This is a genomic window from Chryseobacterium sp. Y16C (genome assembly GCF_022488405.1).
GTDB classification, from domain to species: Bacteria; Bacteroidota; Bacteroidia; order Flavobacteriales; family Weeksellaceae; genus Chryseobacterium; species Chryseobacterium geocarposphaerae.
In genome coordinates, this window is sequence record NZ_CP092711.1 from 3,956,313 (window position 1) to 3,976,367 (window position 20,055).

Here is a 20,055-nt window from a genome sequence, read left to right on the forward strand (position 1 = left end):
TACTTATTTCTATTTTACATCTTGCATTAATTTTTTCACGAATGGGGAAATCAAAATTAATACCACTCCGGCAATTACCGCATATAATCCTAATTGTTTATATCCATCAGTATAAGTGATCAAAGCATCATAGTTGGTAGAACCTTCTTTTGCGGTAGCTAAGCCTGCTCCAATAATTCCTGCCACATACTGTCCGTAAGCTGAAGCCAAAAACCACATTCCCATCATCATTCCCTGAAGATTTTTTGTGGAAAGCTTCGTCATAATAGATAAACCGATAGGAGAGAGGCAAAGTTCTCCCAAAGTAATCACCAGTAAAGCAATGGTGAAGAAATTTAAAGAAGTAATCCCCTGAAGATCGGCAAAAAGTCTTGTGGCAAATAAAATATAATATCCCAACCCTAAGAAAATAAACCCTAACCCGAATTTAATTATGGTATTAGGTTCAATCTTTCTTTTATTCAGCCAAATCCAAAGTAATCCGATTAATGGTGCCAGGAAAATAATAAAGAAAGCTCCTCCGGAATTGTTTACCCCATTCGGATCTAAGCCAAGAAGGTCTTTATTTAAGTTTTTAGCAGCAAAAATGCTTAATGAACCTCCACTTTGCTCATAAATTCCCCAGAATAAAATTGAGAATAAAATGAAAACTAAAGCAGCCCAAAGTTTTTTACGTTCAGAAGCTGTTACCTTTGTCATTTCATAGAACAGATAAATCAGGGTTAATGGCCCGACTGTCCACATGAAATAATCTGTATACTCAGTTTTTGCGACCATGATCATGATGATCGGAATGAAGAGTAATGATAAAACATACGTTCCGTATTCTTTCCATTTCGGAATAGGAGCAGATTTTACTTCATTGTCTGGATGTCCCGGTTGAAGCCCGATTGTTCCTAAACTTCTTTGGGTAAACACAAAATTGATTAAGCTTATTACCATTACAACAGCTGCAAATCCGAATGCTAAGTGCCATCTTAATTCCTCAGGAATAATGCTGGCAAAAAGTTCCCCTTTTCCGATGGCAATACATAAATATCCGCCAAGTAATGCTCCAAGATTAATTCCTGCATAGAAAAGTGAAAAACCTGCATCTGCTCTTGAATCGTTCGGCTTGTAAAGCTGTCCGACCATTGAAGAAATATTAGGTTTAAAGAAACCTGTTCCTACAACGGTAAATGCAATTCCCAGGAAGAAAAATTTGTGAGGATCTGCTGCAAGGATTAAACTTCCGACAATCATTAAAAGCCCGCCCCAGAAAAGAGATTTTCTGAAACCTAAGATTTTATCAGCGAAAAGCCCTCCAACAAACGTAAAGGCATAAACGAAAGCCTGTGTGGCTCCGTATTGAAGATTCGCTTCTTTTTCATGAAAATCGAGTTGAGAGATCATAAAGAAAACCAACATTCCTCTCATTCCGTAGAAACAGAAACGTTCCCACATTTCAGAGAAGAAAAGGCTCCAGATTTGCTTAGGGTATTTTCCTTTGAAATTTTGTATTTCTTCTAGAGTTTTGCTCATAATTATATATGATTAAGTTTAATTAAAGATTTATCAGTGAATTATTGAGACAATGTGTCAACAATTTTAATTTTTGATAAAGAACACACGAAAATAAAAAAAACCTCTGACTTAGCAGAGGTTTTAGTTGTATTTTATTGATGCAGATTAGTTCACACCGTGCATCATTTTCTTTAAGATTGGTGAAATTAAAGCCAGGATTACAGCAGCAATACCACAAAGAACTACGAATACCATAAAGAATTCGAATAGGTTGTGGATTTCAAACCCTGCAAAAGTTGGGTTTTGTAAAGGCAATTGCGCTTTTTCGAAAGCTGCTGCCTGATCTGCAGTTAAAGTTACTTTTTTATCTAGAACATCCTGAAGATTAACTCCGATTTTCTGTGCTGCTTCAAATTTATCACCTGTTGCAGGTAAAATAGAGCCCAAAGTTCCTGCTAATGCGTATCCTGCTGCGTTTGCGATAAAGAACACTCCGTATAATAGTGAAGCAAATCTTTTTGGAGCTAATTTTCCTACCAACGATAACCCGATTGGAGACAAACAAAGCTCCCCACAAGTTTGGATGAAATATAGTAAGATTAACCATTTTACAGCTAAAAGTCCATGATTTCCAAGATCTTTTACGTTGTGTGCGATGATGAAATAAGAAATTGCGATCAAAGCCAATCCCATTGCTTGTTTAAACGGAGATACAGGTTCTTTGCTTCTTGCTCTCAATTTATCCCAAAGAATACTGAATGGTACTGCCAAAGCAACCACGAAGATCCCGTTGAAGATCTGTACCATTGAAGGTGGCATATTCCATCCGAAGAAATGTCTGTCTGTCTGATTGTCGGCAATGAAGGTCAAAGAAGAACCCGCCTGCTCAAATGCAGCCCAGAAAAAGATTACGAAGAATGAAACAATATAGATTACCCAGATTCTGTCTCTTTCAATTTTAGTTAAAGAAGAATCTGACATGATTAAATAAGCTAATGAAATACCACTCGCGTAAACCAATGAATATATTACGTTTTGCCCTAATGCAAAGTGGAATAATGATCCTAGAATTACAAATAATACCGCTGCAATTCCAACAGATGCTGTAGAAAATTTTGCAGTTTGTGCTTCTCCTTCTTCAAAATCTTCTGAAGTATTGTGTTTTGGCAATCCTCCGATAGGCCTTCCGGTAGGGGTTACAACATATTTATTTTTAAGAACCAGGAAAGTAATTGTTCCTACCATCATTGCGATAGAAGCTGCTAAGAATCCCCATTTGAAAGCGTGGATATCTCTGATTCCGTCTGCAGATTTTACATCTCCGATTAATGGACAAATCAACTGACCAAGGAAAGCTCCTAAGTTGATCCCCATATAGAAAATCGTAAATGCAGAATCCAGTTTTGATTTTTCCTGTTTTGGATAAAGACTTCCAACCATTGAGGAAATGTTTGGTTTGAAGAATCCGTTACCGAAAATAATGATTCCCAAAGCAGTCCACATGATTGTAGTAGCCGTTCCTAAGCTAGATCCGAATGTACTTGCACTTACGAATAGTAAAAACTGACCAATTGCCATTAAAGTACCTCCAAGAAGGATACAGTATCTGTTTCCTAAAAACCTGTCGGCGATAAAACCTCCCAACATTGGAGTAAGATAACAAAGAGCAAGGAAACCTCCGTAAATAATTGAAGCATCTGCCTCCTTCATCAAAAGCGAGTTTACCATAAATAAGGTAAGCAATGCTCTCATCCCATAAAAGTTGAAACGCTCCCACATTTCTGTTCCGAACAGAACCCATAATCCTTTTGGATGCCTGGAGTTCTTATTCTCTACAAATTCATCCGGTTTCGGACTTAATGCTTCAGTATTATCCATTTTTTATTGTTAATTTTTGTTAAGACTGACAAATATAGTTTTTTTTGTGTTTTCGGCAAGGTTTTAATTTTATATTTAAACAAAAAAGCTGCAGAATCAATCTACAGCTTTATTTTCTTTATTGTTAATAAGGATTAATGCCCTTTTTCTTTCATAATTCTGTTTAATCTTTTTAACATAGATAGTCCTAAAAGGGTAGCAAACATTAATAAAGCGAAGTTTACCAGGAAATAATTCATCTTATTGTCGTAGTTATACCATGTACTTGCCAAAATCCCTGAAAGTTTGTTTCCGACAGAGTTTGCCAGGAAGAAACCTCCCATCATCAAAGCAGTAATTCTTGCAGGGGAAAGTTTCGAAACAAAAGATAATCCCATAGGGGAAAGGCATAATTCTCCAACTGTGATCACTCCGTAACTTGCAACCAGCCACCAAGGCGAAACTTTTACAGCACCATTATCTCCAGCCCAAACTGCTAAGACCATTACCAAACAGGATAATCCCGAAATGAAAAGTCCCAAAACGATTTTTGTGGGAGTTAAAGGCTCTTTTCCTTTTCTTCTTAATAATGCCCAGAACCCTACAACAACAGGAGTTAAAGCAATTACCCAAAACGGATTGATAGATTGGAATAATTCAGTATTGTATAAATAAGTTTTTGTTTCCGGATTTTTCTCTAATTCAGCACGTTTTTCAGGAGAGATATTTTTAAAATAAACATCTTTTCCCTGTACTTTAATTGTATTTCCGTCTTTATCTTTTTGCGACTGAAATTGGTTGTCATAAACAGGAACTTCTTTATTTTCATAACTTTTTCCTTCCACCATATAAATTCCTTCCAAAGGCTTTTCTAATGATGTAGGAACGCTTCTGTCTGTGTAGTAATTCGCCCACCTTGTTAAAGCCGTTCCGTTCTGTTTGAAAACTGCCCAGAAGAACATACTGATCAGGAATACCGATAACAAAGCCCCAATAGATGATTTTTCTTCCGGTTTTGCTTTGAAGTAAAGTGATGCATAAAAATAAATAACGGGAATACAAGCAAAAATAAAAGCATCTGTATTATCACTTCCAAAAATATTTCCTGGAATTACCCAACCAATTGCTCCGGCAATGATAGCCGGTAAGAACACTTTAACCAGGATTTCAGAAAGTTTGGTATCGCCTTCCTGTACAGGTTTCATTTGAGCTGCGTGGATGTAATGTTTTCTACCGACGGTAAAAATCACCATACCAATCAACATTCCGACTCCGGCTGTGATAAAGGCTTCACCCCAACCGAATTTATTTCTCATAAACGCGGCAATAATGTTACAGATAAATGCTCCGATATTGATTCCCATATAGAAAATATTGTATCCGGAATCTTTATTGGCTTTGTAAGGTTCTTCAGAATACAGATTTCCAAGCAATGTGGAAATAGTAGGTTTAAAGAATCCGTTTCCGATAATAATTAAAGCCAGCGAACAATAAAATAAAGTAAGATCTTTGAACACACCCATCCCAATATATCCGGCTGCCATTAGAATTCCTCCTAAATAAATCGATTTAATATAACCTAAAACTCTGTCTGCTAAAAATCCGCCAATGAACGGAGTAAGATACGTTAAAGCGATATAAGTTCCGAAAATGTCGTCTGCAGTTTTGTCGGGAAGTCCAAGTCCTCCTTTTGCACCAGTTGGTTCAATCACATACAATACAAAAATTCCGAGAATTAAATAATACCCGAAACGCTCCCACATTTCAGTGAAGAAGAGGAAAGGCAACCCTTTAGGATGTTTAGTCTTCATAGTTGAAAATTTCAAATTTCCCAAAAATAGGGTTTTAATTTTAATTGATAAAATGAATTGAATTTTCTCAAAATGATTAATGAAATTAATAAATGATTTCCCTGAAAAGTTGGATAACTAAGAATGAATGAAAAGCTAATTAGATTTAATGTATTGCAGGTATTCCAGAATATGTTTTTTCATCTCATCCCGTTGTAATGAAAGTTCCTGTTGGACTTTTGACTTATTATTTTCTATTGCAGTTATAAGTTCACTATAGATTTCCGGGCTATTTACTTTTTGGTATCCTTTGTTTTTACTGATGTAGAAATAATCATTTGTACGGTAAAAATCTTTAGCCATTTTTAAAACCTTCATAAAATTATCTGCGTCCAGAGCCATATATATAAAAAGTCCTTCTTCTAAAATTACATTATCATCCGTCGAAGGTTCAAAATGTCCGTTACCGTGATTATTGAAATCTGTGGTTCTCATTTTCCCTAAATAATATAAAAAAGCACTTTCATTGTATTTAGAATCTTTAAAAAGCTGAAATGAGTTTTCAAAGTATTTTAAAGGATATTCCTTGTCTGATTTCTTAGCAAGGTCCATCACCATTTTAGAATCAATTTCCGAGATTTTTCCAATGGCGAATAAGGAGTCAGACTTTTCCAGGACATTTTTATAAAGAAGAAAATCCATGTTTTCATTCTGTCCGAAAATATAGAGGAAACAAAATAGAAAAGAAGTGATCAATATTTTACGCATCATTTTTTGTTTGGTTAAAAGTATAAATTTTAAATAAAAAATCCGACTCGTTTGAAGTCGGATTTTGTTATGATGGATGAATGATGATCTTAAAGATTTTCCAAAATAAAATCGGTCATTTTCTGATACAGCTGCGGTCTTGTCTGTCCACCGTAAATTCCGTGGTTTTTATCTGGATAAGCCATGAATTCAAATTGCTTTTTATTCTGAATCAAAGCTTCTGAGAATTCCATAGAGTTTTGGAAATGAACATTATCATCGGCAGTTCCATGAATTAATAAGAATTTCCCTTTCAATAAATTCGCATATTCAGTAGGTGAGTTCTTGTCGTATCCATCAGGATTTTCCTGTGGAGTTCTTAAAAATCTTTCCGTGTACACAGAATCGTAATATCTCCAGTTAGTTACTGGTGCAACGGCGATTCCTGCTTTGAAAACATCTGCTCCTTTAGTCATTGCCAAACTTGCCATATATCCACCAAAGCTCCATCCGAAGATTCCGATTCTGGATTTATCAATATAAGACTGGTTTCCGAACCATTTTGCAGCAGCAATCTGGTCTTCAATTTCGTATTTTCCTAAATTCATGTACGTTACTTTCTTGAATTTAGCACCTTTATACCCGGTTCCACGTCCGTCAACACAAGCTATGATATAACCTTTTTGTGCTAACATTTCAAACCAGATTCCGTTTCCGTTGTCCCAAGAGTTGGCAACCTGCTGAGAGCCCGGTCCTGAATATTGAAACATGAATAATGGGTATTTCTTGTTTTTATCAAAGTTTTTAGGCTTAATGATCCAAGCATTCATCTGATCTCCTGCTTCATTTGGAATAGTGATGAATTCTTTTTCAACGAAGTTATCGGTCTTTAATTTTTGAAGCTGAGCATCATTATTCTGAAGCTCTTTTACTACTTTACCATTTCCGTCTTTAAGAACGAATGTGTAAGGTTTTGCAGCAGTAGAAGAAGTTTCTATAAAGTAATTATAGTTTTTACTGAAGTTAGCAGAATTATTTCCTTCTGCATTGGAAATCAGTTGGGTTTTTCCATTTTCAATATTGACCTTAGAAACAACTTTGTTGATGCTCCCTTTTTCCGTAGTCTGGATGTAGATTTCTTTTGATTTTGGGTTATAACCGTAATAATCGGTTACTTCCCAATTTCCTTTCGTAACCTGCTTTTTCAGTTTCCCATTCTGATCATACCAGTACAAATGGCGGTTTCCGTCTCTTTCAGATCCCCAAAGGAAGCTGTTGTCATCCAAAAATTCTAATGTTACATTGTCTGTATCTATCCATTTCTCATCGGTTTCTGTGAAAAGTTTTTTCACTTCCCCAGTTTGGGTATTGACTTTTAATATATCTGAAGCATTTTGTGTTCTTTCAGAAGTGATCAGAACAATTTCGTCCGGTTTTGCCGTTTGAATAACATTTGGAATATAATAATTCTTAAAATTGTCAAGATTGATTTTTGACTTTTTGCCACTGTCCAAAAGGTAAATGTGAGCCGAAACTACAGAGTTTTTTTCTCCTGCTTTCGGATATTTATAACGCATTTCACTTGGGTACAGTGTTTTTCCATAAATCGGAATATAAATTTCCGGAACCTGGCTTTCATCAGATTTTACAAAAACTATTGCGTTCGAGTTCTTAGTCCACTCATATAATCTGGCATGTCCGAATTCTTCTTCATATACCCAGTCTGCAAGACCGTTCAGGATTTTATTTTTGACGCCGTGTTCTGTAACCTGTGTGATTTTTCCCGAATTTAAATCCTGATAAAAAATATTATTCTCAACAATGAAAGCTACTTTTGTCGCATCCGGAGAAAACCTTGGCTCCTGAACCGGCTTTCCGTTGTTTAAAGAAATTGTTTTTCCTGATTTTAAATCTTTTACATCAAACGTTCCTAAGAATGAATGTCTGTAGATCGGCTGGCTTTCTTTTAATAATAAAATTTTAGACTCATCTTCTGAAAACTCATAGCTTTCAAAATTTCCGTCTACAATGTTTCCCTCTTTTTGAGAAGTTTTATAAGAATATTTAGCGATTCCGCCTTGTTCGATCACCAGATAATTTTCACCGTTTTTCATAGAGGTGATTCCGGCAATGCCCTTTCCTCGGTAATATCCTGAATATATTTTATCTAAAGTAATTTCCTGTGCAGTTAAGCTTTGAAATGCAGCCGCCACTGTAAGCGTTAATAAGAATTTTTTCATTTCCAATTTTAAAGATTTCAAATATAATAATTTTATAAATGCTGAAAAAAGCAAATTAAACAAGGGTTTTGGCAACAAAATTGAATATAATCAATATATAATCAAATCAATAATAATTATGGAAACGAATGCATTTAACCAGAAACTGAACCGATATGTCTTGGATGATCAAATTGTATATACAGGATTTTCCAGTTATGATGATGCTGAACAATGTGCGCAGAAAAAGGGAGGAACATTGGTGGAAGTAGGTTTTAAAGATGGAAATGACAATCCTGATATTTGTAATGAGGCTCATTTGATTGAGAAAAAACTTCATTATTATGTAGATGCGGGTGATGAATATAAATTTATCCATTCATCAGATCCGGGATTCAGAAAATATGCAGATGAACTGCAGAAAATTAAAGCAAAACTATTACAGTCTCCTCCGGACGAAAGATATTTAGCTAATTTTGAAATTGAAAATACGGAAGATCCGATTGTAGTGCTTAAAAATAATCATTTCGAATCGGTAACTTCACGGGAGCGCTCAAAGTATTTGAAGCATGCACGCGTTTATGAAATAGGGGTAGCCCTGCCTAAATCTTAAAAGAAAAAATCATGAGCAAGACAAAATATTCAGAAAAAGCTCAGGACAAAGTAGGAAAGGTAATGCACGAATTCAAGGAAGGAAAACTGAAATCTTCTTCCGGAAAAAAAGTGACAAGCAGAAAGCAGGCTGTAGCCATTGGTATTTCTGAAGCGAGAGAAAAAGGTTTAAAAGTGCCTTCAAAAAAGAAATAAGATTAACCTAAAATAAAAATCGGTTTGAGAATATCAAACCGATTTTTATTTTTTAATAAAGGAGAATCAACCTTCGTAATTATATAAAACTTTATAATATTCATCTGCCATTCTATCGCTGTTGAATCGGTCCTTCACATCATTCATCGCATTGTGCTGGATCTTTCTCCACGCATTAGGCTTTTCATAGTAAGTAGGAAGGATTTCGTTTTCCAGAATTTCGTATAATTTGTTCAAATCATAAGTATCCTGTTCGTAAACACTCATATTTTGGTAATCTGCTTTAGGAACAACAAATGAATTTTCGCCATGCTTTGCAAATTCAGGAATCCATCCGTCGTCTGTAGATAAGTTAACGGAACCGTTCATTGCTGCCGTCATTCCTGAAGTTCCTGAAGCTTCTCTCGGAACTCTTGGATTGTTGAGCCAAAGATCTGAACCTTGTTTTAAGGATTTACTTAATGAAAGTTCGTACCCTGTAAGTACAGCCATGTTTTTATGGTTTTTACTCTCTTCAACCAATGAATTAAAGGTAGAAATTGCAGAGTAATCCATAGGATAAGGTTTTCCTGCCCAAATAATCTGAATTGGATATTTAGGATGATTTAATAATCTGTACAACCTTTCTTTGTCATGTAATAACAAATCGGCACGTTTGTAACCAGCAAATCTTCTTGCCCAGACAATCGTGAAAATATTAGGGTTGAATAAATTTCCTGTCTGGTCAGCTACAATTTTGAATAGTCTTTTCTTTAAATGCTTTTTACGATAGTCGAAAACAGTCTCGTCATTTTCATCTTTTGAATTGTAAAGCGGTTTATCTGCCCAATATTTGAATTCCTGAGCATTGGTAATAGATGTAATTCCGCAAATTCCGGGATATTTGCTCCACATGGCTCTTGAAACGACACCATGAAGCTGTGAAACACCGTTGGCAATTTTTGCCATTTTCAAAGCACAGAGTGAATGGTTGAAACGGTCATCATCAGAACCTTCAATCTTTTTCACTTCTTCCATACTCAAACCTGAAAAATATGACATATCGTAACATAATTTCAGATTGTGTTTTTCATTTCCTGCTTCTTCCGGAGTATGAGTGGTGAAAACTAATTTCTCTTTTACTTTACTTAAATCTCCATTATATTTTTTCAGCAAATGAAACGCGGCAGGAAGCCCGTGAGCTTCGTTGAGGTGATAAATATCTCTTTCGATATTCATTTCGTCCAGCAATCTTGCCCCTCCTTTACCGAGCAGAATGTATTGAGCCAATTTTGTCGATTCATTGGCGTCATAGAGTTTATGACAAATTGTTTTTGAAATATGATCGTTCTCCGGAACATCTGTTGACAAGAAAAACATAGGAGCGGTATTGAAAATTTCCGGATCCAGATACCAGACTTTTACCCAAACCGGAGCACTGTGTATTTCAATCTGAAATTTTATTCCGGTATCTTCAAGAAAGCTGTACATTTTTCTTGTCCACGTCGGTTGTAACGTCTGATCGTGATTTCTTGCCTGATCATAGTAACCAAATTTCCAAAGGATACCGATTCCTATAAGGTCCTGTTTCAAATTGTAGGCACTTCTCATGTGAGAACCTGCTAAAAATCCGAGACCTCCTGAATATATTTTTAATACCTGTTCAATGGCAAATTCCATTGAAAAATAGGCTACTTTTTTAGAATATTGGGAATTGACGCTGTAGGGTATTTTAAAATTTTTAAAATCCATAAATCACAGTTTTATAATTGAAGGGGCAAAGGTATTAATTATGAAAGTAAACTATATATTAATTATAAGAGAAATTATTTTAAAAAGCAGTTTTTGAATTGTTTTTTTGCTTATCTTTAAGTGTAAATTTTTGATAATCAAAACTTCAAGAACTGAAACCGGAAGTTTTATGTGTTCCATAACAATAAAATAATAAGCACATGAAAAAGGCATTTTCTGATGAAGATTTAATTAAAAATCTGAGCTTATATTATCTGAATCGACATTTGAAAAAAAAGCCGATAGAGAAGTATCATCGTAAAATAGATGAATCTCCGCTGCATGATCGTGAAAAGTATAAAAAGAAAGCCGAGATTTTATTGCTGAATTCGTTTATGCACCATTTTCCGGAAGTGCAGTTTGAAAATCTTACTTGTGAGAGTCCGGATTTTATCGCTAAACTAAACGACAAGAAGATCGGGATAGAGCTTACTGAGGTAATCAATCACCTTGAAATGAAGAAGGTTGAAAGCAGCTTAAATAAGATTTTCCGCCAGACAGAAATACTATTGGAACAAGAAGACACTACGAAGTATCGTGGTGTTTATTTTTTAGAATTCTATCCCCATATTAAGCTGGATTCTCTGGAACATCAGGAAGAAATTATTCAGAATATTTATAAAAGTATAAAAAAGGGTAAACCATTCGGCGTTGTAAAAAGTGTGCGAAAATCTTTTCACCGGAGAAATGTTTTCATAACCCATGAGTACAATATGAGCTTGTTTGATGAGCTCTGCTCTGAAAAGATTTTAGAGCTGATTGAAAAGAAAAATGAAAAATTTCCTTATTACGACAGCAGTGTTGATGAATGTTGGCTGGTGATTGTTTCAGATATGAATTCTCTGGCCTCCCGATATACTTTCATTCAGGATAAAGAGCATTTGAATGAAGTGAAGAGCCCTTTTCATAAAATTTTTCACCTTGAAAACATGTGTGGTAATATTACGAGTATAAAATAATTTTCGCTTAATCGCTTTTATAAATTTAATTATTGTTTGCTTTTATAATTAAATCTTTTATTTTCTTTGTCTTTTGTTGTTATTCATTTAAATTATTATATTTGAGGTACTTTTAAAATTTAATAACCAATTGATAATGAAAAAAACTTTACTATTATTTCTTTTATTATTATCACAAGTTTATTTTGCTCAGGCGGATTGCTCTACTGCATTATCAGTCTGCGGAAATTCGAGTATTACTTATAGTCCGACAGGAATTGGTGCTGTTAACGAGAATTTAGGCGGTTGTTTAACTACGGGTGAGCATAATTCAATTTGGTACAAACTTACTATTGCTACCAGCGGAACACTTACTTTTGATCTGGTTCCCAATGATCCGGGTGCAGATTATGACTGGGCCATCTACGGACCTAATGCAAGCTGCGGAAATTTGGGGTCTCCAATACGCTGTAATGCAGCTACGGTAATTGGGGTAGGTGCCAACACAGGATTAAATATGACCAGCACACTTACCAGTGCTGCAGGAGGTTCGCCGACACCTTATTGTATGTACATGGATGTTATAGCCGGACAAACTTATTATCTTTATATCGACAACTGGGTGGGAGCAGGAAGCAGTACAGTTGCTCCGTTTTCTTTAACCTGGGGCGGAACGGCAACATTGGCATCTCCTTTTACGGATCCTGTTTTACAGCCGCACCCGTTTACTCCACCAGGGATTCCTGCTGCAAATCCGAATGATCCAAGAGAAATCTTAATTTGCGCCAATCCTGCTGTTTTTGACTTTAGTACACTGACTACAGGAATCCTGAATGGAAATCCTAATTTTGTGATTACTTATCATACAACTCAAAACGATGCGCTTGCCGGAACAAATCCTATTTTAGCACCTATTACGGTAAATACTACGACTATTTATTATTACAGTATACATTATTTAGATCCTTCAAATCCTAATAACCCGATCAATTTTTGTAGGCAGATTGGCAAATTCAAATTTAAATTAGGAGGAATTACGGGGAATAATGTTACATTATATGCTTGTAATAATTATAAATCAGGTAAAGGGCTGTTTGATTTGACGAGTGCTAATGTTTTCGGCGGATCGGGTGTGACGATCAAATATTACCTGACAATGGCTGACTTAAATGCAGGAACAGGGCAAATTTCAAATCCAAGTCAATATTTGTCTGCTGAAGGTGTGGTGTATGCATCGATAAAAACTTCACAAGGATGCTCTACTACGGCGGTTATTACACTTAAATTTTATCCTGAGGTAATTGTGAATGATGCTTCTTTAAGAGCTTGCGCATCAGAAGAGAATCCTAAAATAGCTATTTTTAATCTGACAACAGTATCGGTAACAACACAAAGCGGAGTTACTAAAAAATACTATAGCTCAGTAGCCAATGCAATTAACGGGACTAATGAAATACTGACTCCTTCAGCGTATATTTCAGCAGAGGGAGCAGCATACATAAAAGTAATAGATGGCAATGGTTGTTATGGTATTGCTAAAATAACACTCTCCATAATTCCAGCTACTTATTCGTCAGTTCTAAAAGACAAGACAATTTGTATCGAAGACAAAACCACTCTGGATGCAGGAGCCGGATTTGACGGATATGAATGGAGCACAGGAGCAACTACACAGGTTATTACAAACGTAAGTGTGGGAACGTATTGGGTGAAACTGAAAAAAGGAGAATGTATCGCTATGCAGACGGTAAAAGTGCATGCTTCAGAAGAGCCTGTAGTTGTAAGTATTGATATTTCTAACACGACCGTTACAATAAATGTTACAGGAGGTACATCACCATACAAATATTCAATGGATAATATTCAGTGGCAGGATTCTAATGTTTTTACTAATGTTAAAAGAGGTGATCATACCATCTATGTAAAAGATGCTTATAATTGTGCACCTGTAGATGTAGCCATTGTTGTTCCTAATTTAATTAATGCCATCACACCAAATGGAGACGGAATCAATGATGTTATTGATTATTCTGCATTGGCCAATAAAGAAAATCTGGTATTTAATATTTATGACAGATATGGAAACAAAGTTTTCCAGGCAAATAAATTTAATAATTATAAATGGGACGGAACCGCCGGAAATAAACCGATTCCAACAGGTAATTACTGGTATTCTATAACCTGGAATGAACCAAGCAAACAGCATACTCCTGTTAAATATACAGGATGGGTAATGGTAAAAAACAGAAAATAAATGAACCTGAAATAATAAAGCCGTCACGAAAGTGGCGGTTTTTTATTGGAGAAACCTTAAATTAGTGAGTCAAACTATTACTTATGAAAGATTTATTTATAAAACGTTTTGAATATTATAAAATGCTTGGCGATAAGTCGTTTGAACAGCTTTCCGATGAGCAGATCTTTTGGCAGTTCAATGAAGAAAGCAATTCAGTTGCGATTATTGTAAAGCATATTGCCGGAAATATGCTATCCAGATGGACCAATTTTCTAGCAGAAGATGGTGAAAAACCTTGGCGAAACCGTGACAAAGAATTTGTTAATACCTTCAAAACAAAAAGAGAAGTAGTAGAATATTGGGAAAAAGGTTGGGAATGTCTTTTTAATGCATTAAATCAGATTAATGATGAAAATTTACATTCCACCATTTATATAAGAGGCGAAGCACATTCTGTGATTGATGCTGTATTTCGTCAACTGGCCCATTATCCTTATCATATCGGACAAATCGTATATATTTCAAAAATGATGAAAAATAATGATTGGAAAACACTTTCTATCGCCAGAAATAAATCTCAGGAATTTAATGCTGAAATGAAAAATAAATTTTCCGAAAATGATGCAGATCCAAATTCTTCACCCGTTTGTTATCAAAATAGTCCCGAGGTTCGAGATGAATTTAAGCAATAGACTGAATCAATTTAAAAATCATATTAAAATTACTATCTTTGCATCCACAAAAATCAGGAGTAAATAAATGTCAACTTTTCAAAGAACTGCCGCATTTCACACCCTTGGCTGCAAATTAAATTTTGCGGAAACATCTACTATTGCCCGTCAATTAACAGATGCAGGTTATGAAAAGGTGAGTTTTGATGAGAAGGCAAATGTTTATGTAATCAATACATGCTCAGTAACTGAAAACGCAGATCGTGAATGTAAACTTCACGTTAAAAGAGCCATGAAAGCTAATCCTGAAGGTTTGGTTGTCATTGTCGGATGTTATGCACAGTTGAAACCCGAAGAAATTTCACAGATTGAAGGTGTTGATTTGGTTTTAGGAGCTAAAGAAAAATTCAATATCTTGAGTTATCTGGATGATCTGGAAAAATCTGAAAACGAAGGTATTGTTCATTCTTGTGAAATTGAGGAAACCGATTTCTTTATCGGAAGTTACTCCATCGGAGACAGAACCAGAGCGTTCCTGAAAGTTCAGGATGGCTGTGATTACAAATGTACTTACTGTACCATTCCTTTGGCAAGAGGGATTTCCCGTTCGGACACCATTGAAAATGTTTTGAAGAATGCAAAAGAAATCGCAGCAAAAGACATCAAAGAAATTGTTCTTACTGGTGTCAATATCGGTGATTACGGTAAAGGTGAATTCGGAAACAAAAGACATGAACATACCTTTTTAGATCTCATCTCAGAATTAGATCAGGTTGATGGTATTGAGAGGATCCGTATTTCTTCTATTGAGCCTAATCTTCTGAAAGATGAAAGTATTGAGCTGGTTGCCAAAAGTAAAAGCTTTGTTCCGCATTTTCATATTCCGCTACAATCAGGAAGTGATGACTTGCTGAAAAAAATGAAGCGTCGTTATCTGACGAAACTTTACAGTGATAGAGTAAACAAAATCCGTGAGGTAATGCCTCATGCAGCGATTGGTGTAGATGTAATTGTTGGTTTCCCGGGAGAGACCGAAGAAAAATTTATGGAAACCTATAATTTTCTGAATGAACTTCCGATTACTTATCTTCATGTATTTACCTATTCTGAAAGAGAAAATACAGAGGCTGCAGAAATGGAAGGTTTCGTTCCTATTCCTGAAAGAAAAAAAAGAAATAAAATGCTGAGAATTTTATCTGAAAAGAAAAAAATGGCATTTTATCAGACTCAGCTTGGAAAAACGCTTCCTGTTCTTTGGGAGCATGAGAATAAGGACGGTAAAATGTTTGGTTTCACAGAAAACTATGTGAGAGTCCAAAAAGACTTTGATCAGGCTTCTGTAAATCAAATCGAATTCTTAAATTTAGAAAAAATCCTGTCAGATGGCACGGTTTCTGTGCAATCTTCTTACGAAAGTTTTTTAGCAAAAGCTTAGTCGCTTTGCGAAATTTCCACTAAATTTATTTTTAACTTTAAATATTACATTCATGAGAGATAAGTTTTTATCTTGGGGGATTGTATTAGTTGTTGCTACATGGATTGTTGCAATACTAATAAGAGCACATTACTGGATACCGACGCTGTTATCCGCAATTTATGCACTGGGAGTTTACAATGCTTATCAGTCAAAACATGCCATTCTAAGGAACTTTCCGGTTTTGGGATATTTTCGGTACTTTTTTGAAAGTATTTCACCTGAAATGCAGCAATATTTCATCGAACGAGAAACAGATGGAAAACCGTTTCCCAGAAATCAGCGTTCCGCAGTATACAGACGAGCTAAAAACTTGAGTGATACTGTGGCTTTTGGAACTCAGCTTGAAGTAAATCATCGAAAATATGAAGGAATCAAACATTCCATTTATGCTAAATCTCCCAAAGAAGAACTTCCAAGGGTTTGGGTAGGAGGAGAACAGTGTAAACAGCCTTATCATGCTTCATTATTTAATATTTCTGCGATGAGTTTTGGGGCATTGAGCGACAGAGCACAAATTTCGTTAAATAGAGGCGCAAAAAAAGGTAATTTCTATCATAATACAGGTGAAGGAGGGATTTCTCCATATCATTTGGAAGGAGGTGATCTTTGCTGGCAAATCGGAACAGGGTATTTCGGATGCCGTGATGAAGAAGGAAAATTTAATCCTGAATTATTTAAAAAATATTCAACTATGCCTAATGTAAAAATGGTTGAAATAAAATTATCTCAAGGAGCAAAACCTGGCCATGGCGGAGTTTTACCGGGAGTTAAAAATACACCTGAAATTGCAAAAATCCGTCACGTCACACCAGGGGTTACAGTAATTTCCCCACCTTCCCATAGTGCTTTTTCTGATGCTGCAGGGCTGTTGAGATTTGTGCAGCAGTTGAGAGAACTTTCAGGTGGTAAACCTGTGGGATTTAAGCTTTGTATTGGTGATACTAAAGAATTTGAGGATATCTGTGTGCAGATGAATGTATTGAAAATTTATCCGGATTTTATTACGATTGATGGAGCAGAAGGAGGAACAGGAGCCGCGCCGCCGGAATTTTCAGATGGGGTTGGAATGCCTTTAGAACCGGCTTTAATCTTTGTTAACCGAACACTTAAGAATTATAATTTAAGAGATAAACTAAGGGTTATAGCAAGCGGGAAAGTTTTAACGAGTCTTGATATTTTGAGAGCCATTGCAATGGGGGCAGATATGTGTAATAATGCGAGAGGGTTTATGTTCTCTTTAGGCTGTATTCAAGCATTGAGATGTAATTCCAATAATTGCCCGACAGGTGTTGCTACACAGGATAAAATGTTAATTAAAGGGCTTGATGTAACGGATAAAGCGGAAAGAGTATATCACTTCCATAAAAATACCCTTCATACATGTAATGAACTGATTGCAGCAGCAGGTAGAAGCTCTTATGAAGAAGTTGATGCGACAATGTTTATGAGAGGTGATGAATTTGATCACTTAGCGGACTTGTATTTCCCGGATATTTTAGGAAATGTAAAACAAAAAGCAAGGGTTTAGAAGAATAGATAATAAAAAAAGCGCTTCAATTTGAAGCGCTTTTTTTATTGTTGATCTGCGGGCCTTGTTTTGGCATCGTAGATTTGGAAATTAAATACAAAACATGCATTCTGAAGACCATAATAGTTGCTGTCTCTTGCAAAAGCAGCCTTTGACGGAACTATTATTACACCTTGTAAGTTATATGGTGCCTCATTTGGCGTGTTTTCGTATCCGCGGAATTGTTTCAAACCTTCTTGAAAGCCTTCTATTTCATAGTAACTTCTTGGTTTTGTGTCACTTAAAAGTGAGTTTCTCGCGTAATAGAAAGAGGGATCAGTATAAGGAGACCCATTTCCATCAATAGTATTAAAAAGTGTACCTGATGTGGTAAAATTAACATCTCCGTTCGCTTCCGTCGCAATATAATAGTTAGCTCTTATCATTGTTTTGATTTGAGTGGCATTAGTCGCACTAGAATTTGTTTCTATTGTAACACCTGGCGAAGGTTGAGCGCCATCTCTTACAATATAAATAACACCTGAAGGAAGTGTTTGAGGGCTTAGTTGAGATAATTTTTTCTCATTATCATCACTAGCGTCTGTGCTGCTAAATGCCTTTATATTTCCCTGACTATCCAAGTAATTATTATCCATGAATTTTTGAATGGCTTGTTCATCATAAGAATTTCTTACATTGACATCAGTAGGCTCTACAAAAGAATTATCCTCATCATCTTTCTTACATGCAGAAAAGCACACGGATCCTGCAAGGATATATAAAAATATTTTTTTCATTATTAAAAAAACTTTTAATTACTTTACAAATAATATAACGACAAAAGTATAAAAAAATATGAGAATAGATAAATTTTTATGGAGCATTCGCTTTTATAAGACTAGAACCATTGCTACTGAGGAGATTAAAAAAAACAGAGTTTCTATTGGAGAGTCGGTGGTGAAGTCTTCTAAGGAGGTGAAGGAGGGGGATGTAATTAAGATCCGTAAAAATCAAATTGACTATAAAATTAAAGTAATCCAGATTCCTAAAAGCAGGATCGGGGCTAAATTAGTGCCTTTACATATAAAAGATGTGACAGATAAAGAGCAGTATGAACTATTAAAAATGCGTAAAATGTCTCAGGATTATTACCGGATTAAAGGAGAGGGAAGGCCTACGAAGAAAGACCGACGTGATATGGATGACTATGTAGAAAATGATGTTGCAACAGATTTTACAGACTGGGATGAATTCTTTGGTGAGACCGGAGATGATGATTCTGAAAATGAAGATTAATCTTATTAAAAATAAAAGCTCTAGAGATAGAGCTTTTCTATTATTTCATCCACAATGTCTTCAGGAGTCCTATTATCCGTAATTACACTGGCTTGCGCTTTATTGTAAACTTCATTTCTTTCAAATAAATGTTTAGCAATAAACTCAGGAAGGTTTTCATCAGAAATATTTGCAATCAAAGGACGTTTTTCTTTTTGTTTCAGAAGTCTTTCGGATAAAGTCCCTACAGAAGCTTTCAAAAAAACACTTTTCGAGTTGTGATTAATAATTTCCATATTATTATAGTAAACCGGAGTCCCTCCACCAAGGCTTAAAATCACATTCTCCTGTGAGGCCAGTATTTCTTCCAAAGTTTCTCTTTCCAGCTTTCTAAAGTAGATTTCTCCCTTTTTTTCGAAGATTTCAGGAATTGTTAATTTGTTGCGCCTGGAAATTTCTTTATCAAGATCAATTAATTTAAAATTGAGTTTTTCGCTTAATATTTTGGAAATGTGAGATTTGCCACTTCCCATGTATCCAACAAGTGAAATTATCATGAATTTTTTTTAAACAAATTTGCGAAAAAGTTTTGAGATAAAGAAAAAACTCATATCTTTGCACCACTAAAAACGAGGGACATTATCACAGTGTTAATCGATAATAAAGTGGCCGACTCGGTAGCTCAGCTGGTAGAGCAATACACTTTTAATGTATGGGTCCTGGGTTCGAATCCCAGCCGGGTCACTAGCAAGAAAATTACTAGACTTTTGTAATTTATTGCCTGCGTGGTGAAATTGGTAGACACGCCATCTTGAGGGGGTGGTTTCCTAAGGATGTGCTGGTTCGAGTCCAGTCGCAGGCACACTGCAGAAAATTGAAATAATTGATATGATTTATTAGAATTATTTTTATATTTATCATTACAATTGTGGCCGACTCGGTAGCTCAGCTGGTAGAGCAATACACTTTTAATGTATGGGTCCTGGGTTCGAATCCCAGCCGGGTCACAAGTTTACTGAAAAGTAAATTTTTTTCATATTAATATTTTGTGATTTGGTGTTTCAAAGGCTTCGTAAGAAGCCTTTGATTTTTAAAAATAAATTTTGCAAAGACAAAAAATATCGTATCTTTGCACCGCTTAAAAACAAAAAACATTTTGAAATGTAATTTGTAGATGAAGTGACCGACTCGGTAGCTCAGCTGGTAGAGCAATACACTTTTAATGTATGGGTCCTGGGTTCGAATCCCAGCCGGGTCA

16 protein-coding genes and 4 tRNA genes are annotated in these 20,055 nt (G+C 35.5%); 12 read left to right on the forward strand and 8 right to left on the reverse strand.

Annotated elements, in window-relative coordinates:
• Positions 1 to 9 precede the first annotated feature (9 nt).
• From MKS83_RS17925 to MKS83_RS17945, 5 genes are all read right to left on the reverse strand, one after another.
• Complete coding sequence (locus MKS83_RS17925) at positions 10 to 1,521, reverse strand: peptide MFS transporter (protein ID WP_240580742.1); 1,512 nt, start codon at positions 1,519 to 1,521, stop codon at positions 10 to 12.
• 147 nt (positions 1,522 to 1,668) lie between these two features.
• Complete coding sequence (locus tag MKS83_RS17930) at positions 1,669 to 3,381, reverse strand: peptide MFS transporter (RefSeq protein ID WP_240580743.1); 1,713 nt, start codon at positions 3,379 to 3,381, stop codon at positions 1,669 to 1,671.
• A 134-nt stretch (positions 3,382 to 3,515) separates the two neighbouring features.
• Positions 3,516 to 5,171: a peptide MFS transporter gene (locus MKS83_RS17935; protein WP_240580744.1), complete on the reverse strand. Its 1,656-nt coding sequence runs from the start codon at positions 5,169 to 5,171 to the stop codon at positions 3,516 to 3,518.
• 135 nt (positions 5,172 to 5,306) lie between these two features.
• On the reverse strand, positions 5,307 to 5,921 hold the full coding sequence (locus MKS83_RS17940; protein ID WP_240580745.1) for a hypothetical protein: 615 nt from the start codon (positions 5,919 to 5,921) through the stop codon (positions 5,307 to 5,309).
• 86 nt (positions 5,922 to 6,007) lie between these two features.
• A complete protein-coding gene (locus MKS83_RS17945; protein WP_240580746.1) occupies positions 6,008 to 8,137 on the reverse strand; it encodes a S9 family peptidase in 2,130 nt (709 codons plus the stop codon).
• Positions 8,138 to 8,255: 118 nt separating this feature from the next.
• Here MKS83_RS17945 and MKS83_RS17950 point away from each other — a divergent pair, with 118 nt between their 5' ends.
• Together MKS83_RS17950 and MKS83_RS17955 are read left to right on the forward strand one after the other, a co-directional pair.
• On the forward strand, positions 8,256 to 8,729 hold the full coding sequence (locus MKS83_RS17950) for a hypothetical protein (protein WP_240580747.1): 474 nt from the start codon (positions 8,256 to 8,258) through the stop codon (positions 8,727 to 8,729).
• An 11-nt stretch (positions 8,730 to 8,740) separates the two neighbouring features.
• Positions 8,741 to 8,923, forward strand: a complete 183-nt coding sequence (locus MKS83_RS17955; RefSeq protein ID WP_100378199.1) for a DUF6496 domain-containing protein — start codon at positions 8,741 to 8,743, stop codon at positions 8,921 to 8,923.
• Positions 8,924 to 8,989: 66 nt separating this feature from the next.
• Here MKS83_RS17955 and glgP read toward each other — a convergent pair whose 3' ends face one another.
• The gene (glgP, locus tag MKS83_RS17960; protein ID WP_240580748.1) at positions 8,990 to 10,654 is read right to left on the reverse strand and encodes an alpha-glucan family phosphorylase; all 1,665 of its coding nucleotides are present in this window, start codon (positions 10,652 to 10,654) and stop codon (positions 8,990 to 8,992) included.
• Positions 10,655 to 10,854: 200 nt separating this feature from the next.
• Here glgP and MKS83_RS17965 point away from each other — a divergent pair, with 200 nt between their 5' ends.
• The 5 genes from MKS83_RS17965 to MKS83_RS17985 all read left to right on the forward strand — a co-directional run bounded on the left by MKS83_RS17965 (position 10,855) and on the right by MKS83_RS17985 (position 17,543).
• Positions 10,855 to 11,652 (forward strand): hypothetical protein, encoded by a 798-nt coding sequence (locus MKS83_RS17965; protein WP_100378197.1) that lies wholly within the window; start codon positions 10,855 to 10,857, stop codon positions 11,650 to 11,652.
• A 136-nt stretch (positions 11,653 to 11,788) separates the two neighbouring features.
• Positions 11,789 to 13,885, forward strand: coding sequence for a gliding motility-associated C-terminal domain-containing protein (locus MKS83_RS17970; protein ID WP_240580749.1), 2,097 nt, complete (start codon positions 11,789 to 11,791; stop codon positions 13,883 to 13,885).
• Positions 13,886 to 13,968: 83 nt separating this feature from the next.
• Positions 13,969 to 14,559 (forward strand): DUF1572 domain-containing protein, encoded by a 591-nt coding sequence (locus tag MKS83_RS17975; RefSeq protein WP_240580750.1) that lies wholly within the window; start codon positions 13,969 to 13,971, stop codon positions 14,557 to 14,559.
• A 67-nt stretch (positions 14,560 to 14,626) separates the two neighbouring features.
• Complete coding sequence (gene mtaB, locus MKS83_RS17980) at positions 14,627 to 15,973, forward strand: tRNA (N(6)-L-threonylcarbamoyladenosine(37)-C(2))-methylthiotransferase MtaB (RefSeq protein WP_240580751.1); 1,347 nt, start codon at positions 14,627 to 14,629, stop codon at positions 15,971 to 15,973.
• 52 nt (positions 15,974 to 16,025) lie between these two features.
• On the forward strand, positions 16,026 to 17,543 hold the full coding sequence (locus tag MKS83_RS17985) for an FMN-binding glutamate synthase family protein (protein WP_240580752.1): 1,518 nt from the start codon (positions 16,026 to 16,028) through the stop codon (positions 17,541 to 17,543).
• A 44-nt stretch (positions 17,544 to 17,587) separates the two neighbouring features.
• On the opposite strand, the gene MKS83_RS17990 is transcribed toward MKS83_RS17985, so the two are convergent.
• Positions 17,588 to 18,319 (reverse strand): hypothetical protein, encoded by a 732-nt coding sequence (locus tag MKS83_RS17990; protein ID WP_240580753.1) that lies wholly within the window; start codon positions 18,317 to 18,319, stop codon positions 17,588 to 17,590.
• Positions 18,320 to 18,377: 58 nt separating this feature from the next.
• Between MKS83_RS17990 and MKS83_RS17995 the strand changes: the two genes are divergently transcribed.
• On the forward strand, positions 18,378 to 18,818 hold the full coding sequence (locus tag MKS83_RS17995) for an RNA-binding S4 domain-containing protein (RefSeq protein ID WP_100378191.1): 441 nt from the start codon (positions 18,378 to 18,380) through the stop codon (positions 18,816 to 18,818).
• A gap of 20 nt (positions 18,819 to 18,838) precedes the next feature.
• Here the strand turns inward: MKS83_RS17995 and MKS83_RS18000 are convergent, their stop codons facing one another.
• Positions 18,839 to 19,354: a shikimate kinase gene (locus tag MKS83_RS18000; RefSeq protein WP_240580754.1), complete on the reverse strand. Its 516-nt coding sequence runs from the start codon at positions 19,352 to 19,354 to the stop codon at positions 18,839 to 18,841.
• Positions 19,355 to 19,468: 114 nt separating this feature from the next.
• Between MKS83_RS18000 and MKS83_RS18005 the strand changes: the two genes are divergently transcribed.
• The 4 genes from MKS83_RS18005 to MKS83_RS18020 all read left to right on the forward strand — a co-directional run bounded on the left by MKS83_RS18005 (position 19,469) and on the right by MKS83_RS18020 (position 20,055).
• Positions 19,469 to 19,541: transfer RNA gene (locus MKS83_RS18005), tRNA-Lys, on the forward strand.
• Between the two features lie 35 nt (positions 19,542 to 19,576).
• A tRNA-Leu gene (locus MKS83_RS18010) sits at positions 19,577 to 19,659 on the forward strand.
• A gap of 72 nt (positions 19,660 to 19,731) precedes the next feature.
• Positions 19,732 to 19,804, forward strand: a tRNA-Lys gene (locus MKS83_RS18015).
• 178 nt (positions 19,805 to 19,982) lie between these two features.
• A tRNA-Lys gene (locus MKS83_RS18020) sits at positions 19,983 to 20,055 on the forward strand.

Bases quoted from the DNA above. Each gene is read 5' to 3' on its own strand.
- MKS83_RS17925 (WP_240580742.1), bottom strand. From the start codon at position 1,521: ATGAGCAAAACTCTAGAAGAAATACAAAATTTCAAAGGAAAATACCCT.
- MKS83_RS17930 (WP_240580743.1), bottom strand. From the start codon at position 3,381: ATGGATAATACTGAAGCATTAAGTCCGAAACCGGATGAATTTGTAGAG.
- MKS83_RS17935 (WP_240580744.1), bottom strand. From the start codon at position 5,171: ATGAAGACTAAACATCCTAAAGGGTTGCCTTTCCTCTTCTTCACTGAA.
- MKS83_RS17940 (WP_240580745.1), bottom strand. From the start codon at position 5,921: ATGATGCGTAAAATATTGATCACTTCTTTTCTATTTTGTTTCCTCTAT.
- MKS83_RS17945 (WP_240580746.1), bottom strand. From the start codon at position 8,137: ATGAAAAAATTCTTATTAACGCTTACAGTGGCGGCTGCATTTCAAAGC.
- MKS83_RS17950 (WP_240580747.1), top strand. From the start codon at position 8,256: ATGGAAACGAATGCATTTAACCAGAAACTGAACCGATATGTCTTGGAT.
- MKS83_RS17955 (WP_100378199.1), top strand. From the start codon at position 8,741: ATGAGCAAGACAAAATATTCAGAAAAAGCTCAGGACAAAGTAGGAAAG.
- glgP (WP_240580748.1), bottom strand. From the start codon at position 10,654: ATGGATTTTAAAAATTTTAAAATACCCTACAGCGTCAATTCCCAATAT.
- MKS83_RS17965 (WP_100378197.1), top strand. From the start codon at position 10,855: ATGAAAAAGGCATTTTCTGATGAAGATTTAATTAAAAATCTGAGCTTA.
- MKS83_RS17970 (WP_240580749.1), top strand. From the start codon at position 11,789: ATGAAAAAAACTTTACTATTATTTCTTTTATTATTATCACAAGTTTAT.
- MKS83_RS17975 (WP_240580750.1), top strand. From the start codon at position 13,969: ATGAAAGATTTATTTATAAAACGTTTTGAATATTATAAAATGCTTGGC.
- mtaB (WP_240580751.1), top strand. From the start codon at position 14,627: ATGTCAACTTTTCAAAGAACTGCCGCATTTCACACCCTTGGCTGCAAA.
- MKS83_RS17985 (WP_240580752.1), top strand. From the start codon at position 16,026: ATGAGAGATAAGTTTTTATCTTGGGGGATTGTATTAGTTGTTGCTACA.
- MKS83_RS17990 (WP_240580753.1), bottom strand. From the start codon at position 18,319: ATGAAAAAAATATTTTTATATATCCTTGCAGGATCCGTGTGCTTTTCT.
- MKS83_RS17995 (WP_100378191.1), top strand. From the start codon at position 18,378: ATGAGAATAGATAAATTTTTATGGAGCATTCGCTTTTATAAGACTAGA.
- MKS83_RS18000 (WP_240580754.1), bottom strand. From the start codon at position 19,354: ATGATAATTTCACTTGTTGGATACATGGGAAGTGGCAAATCTCACATT.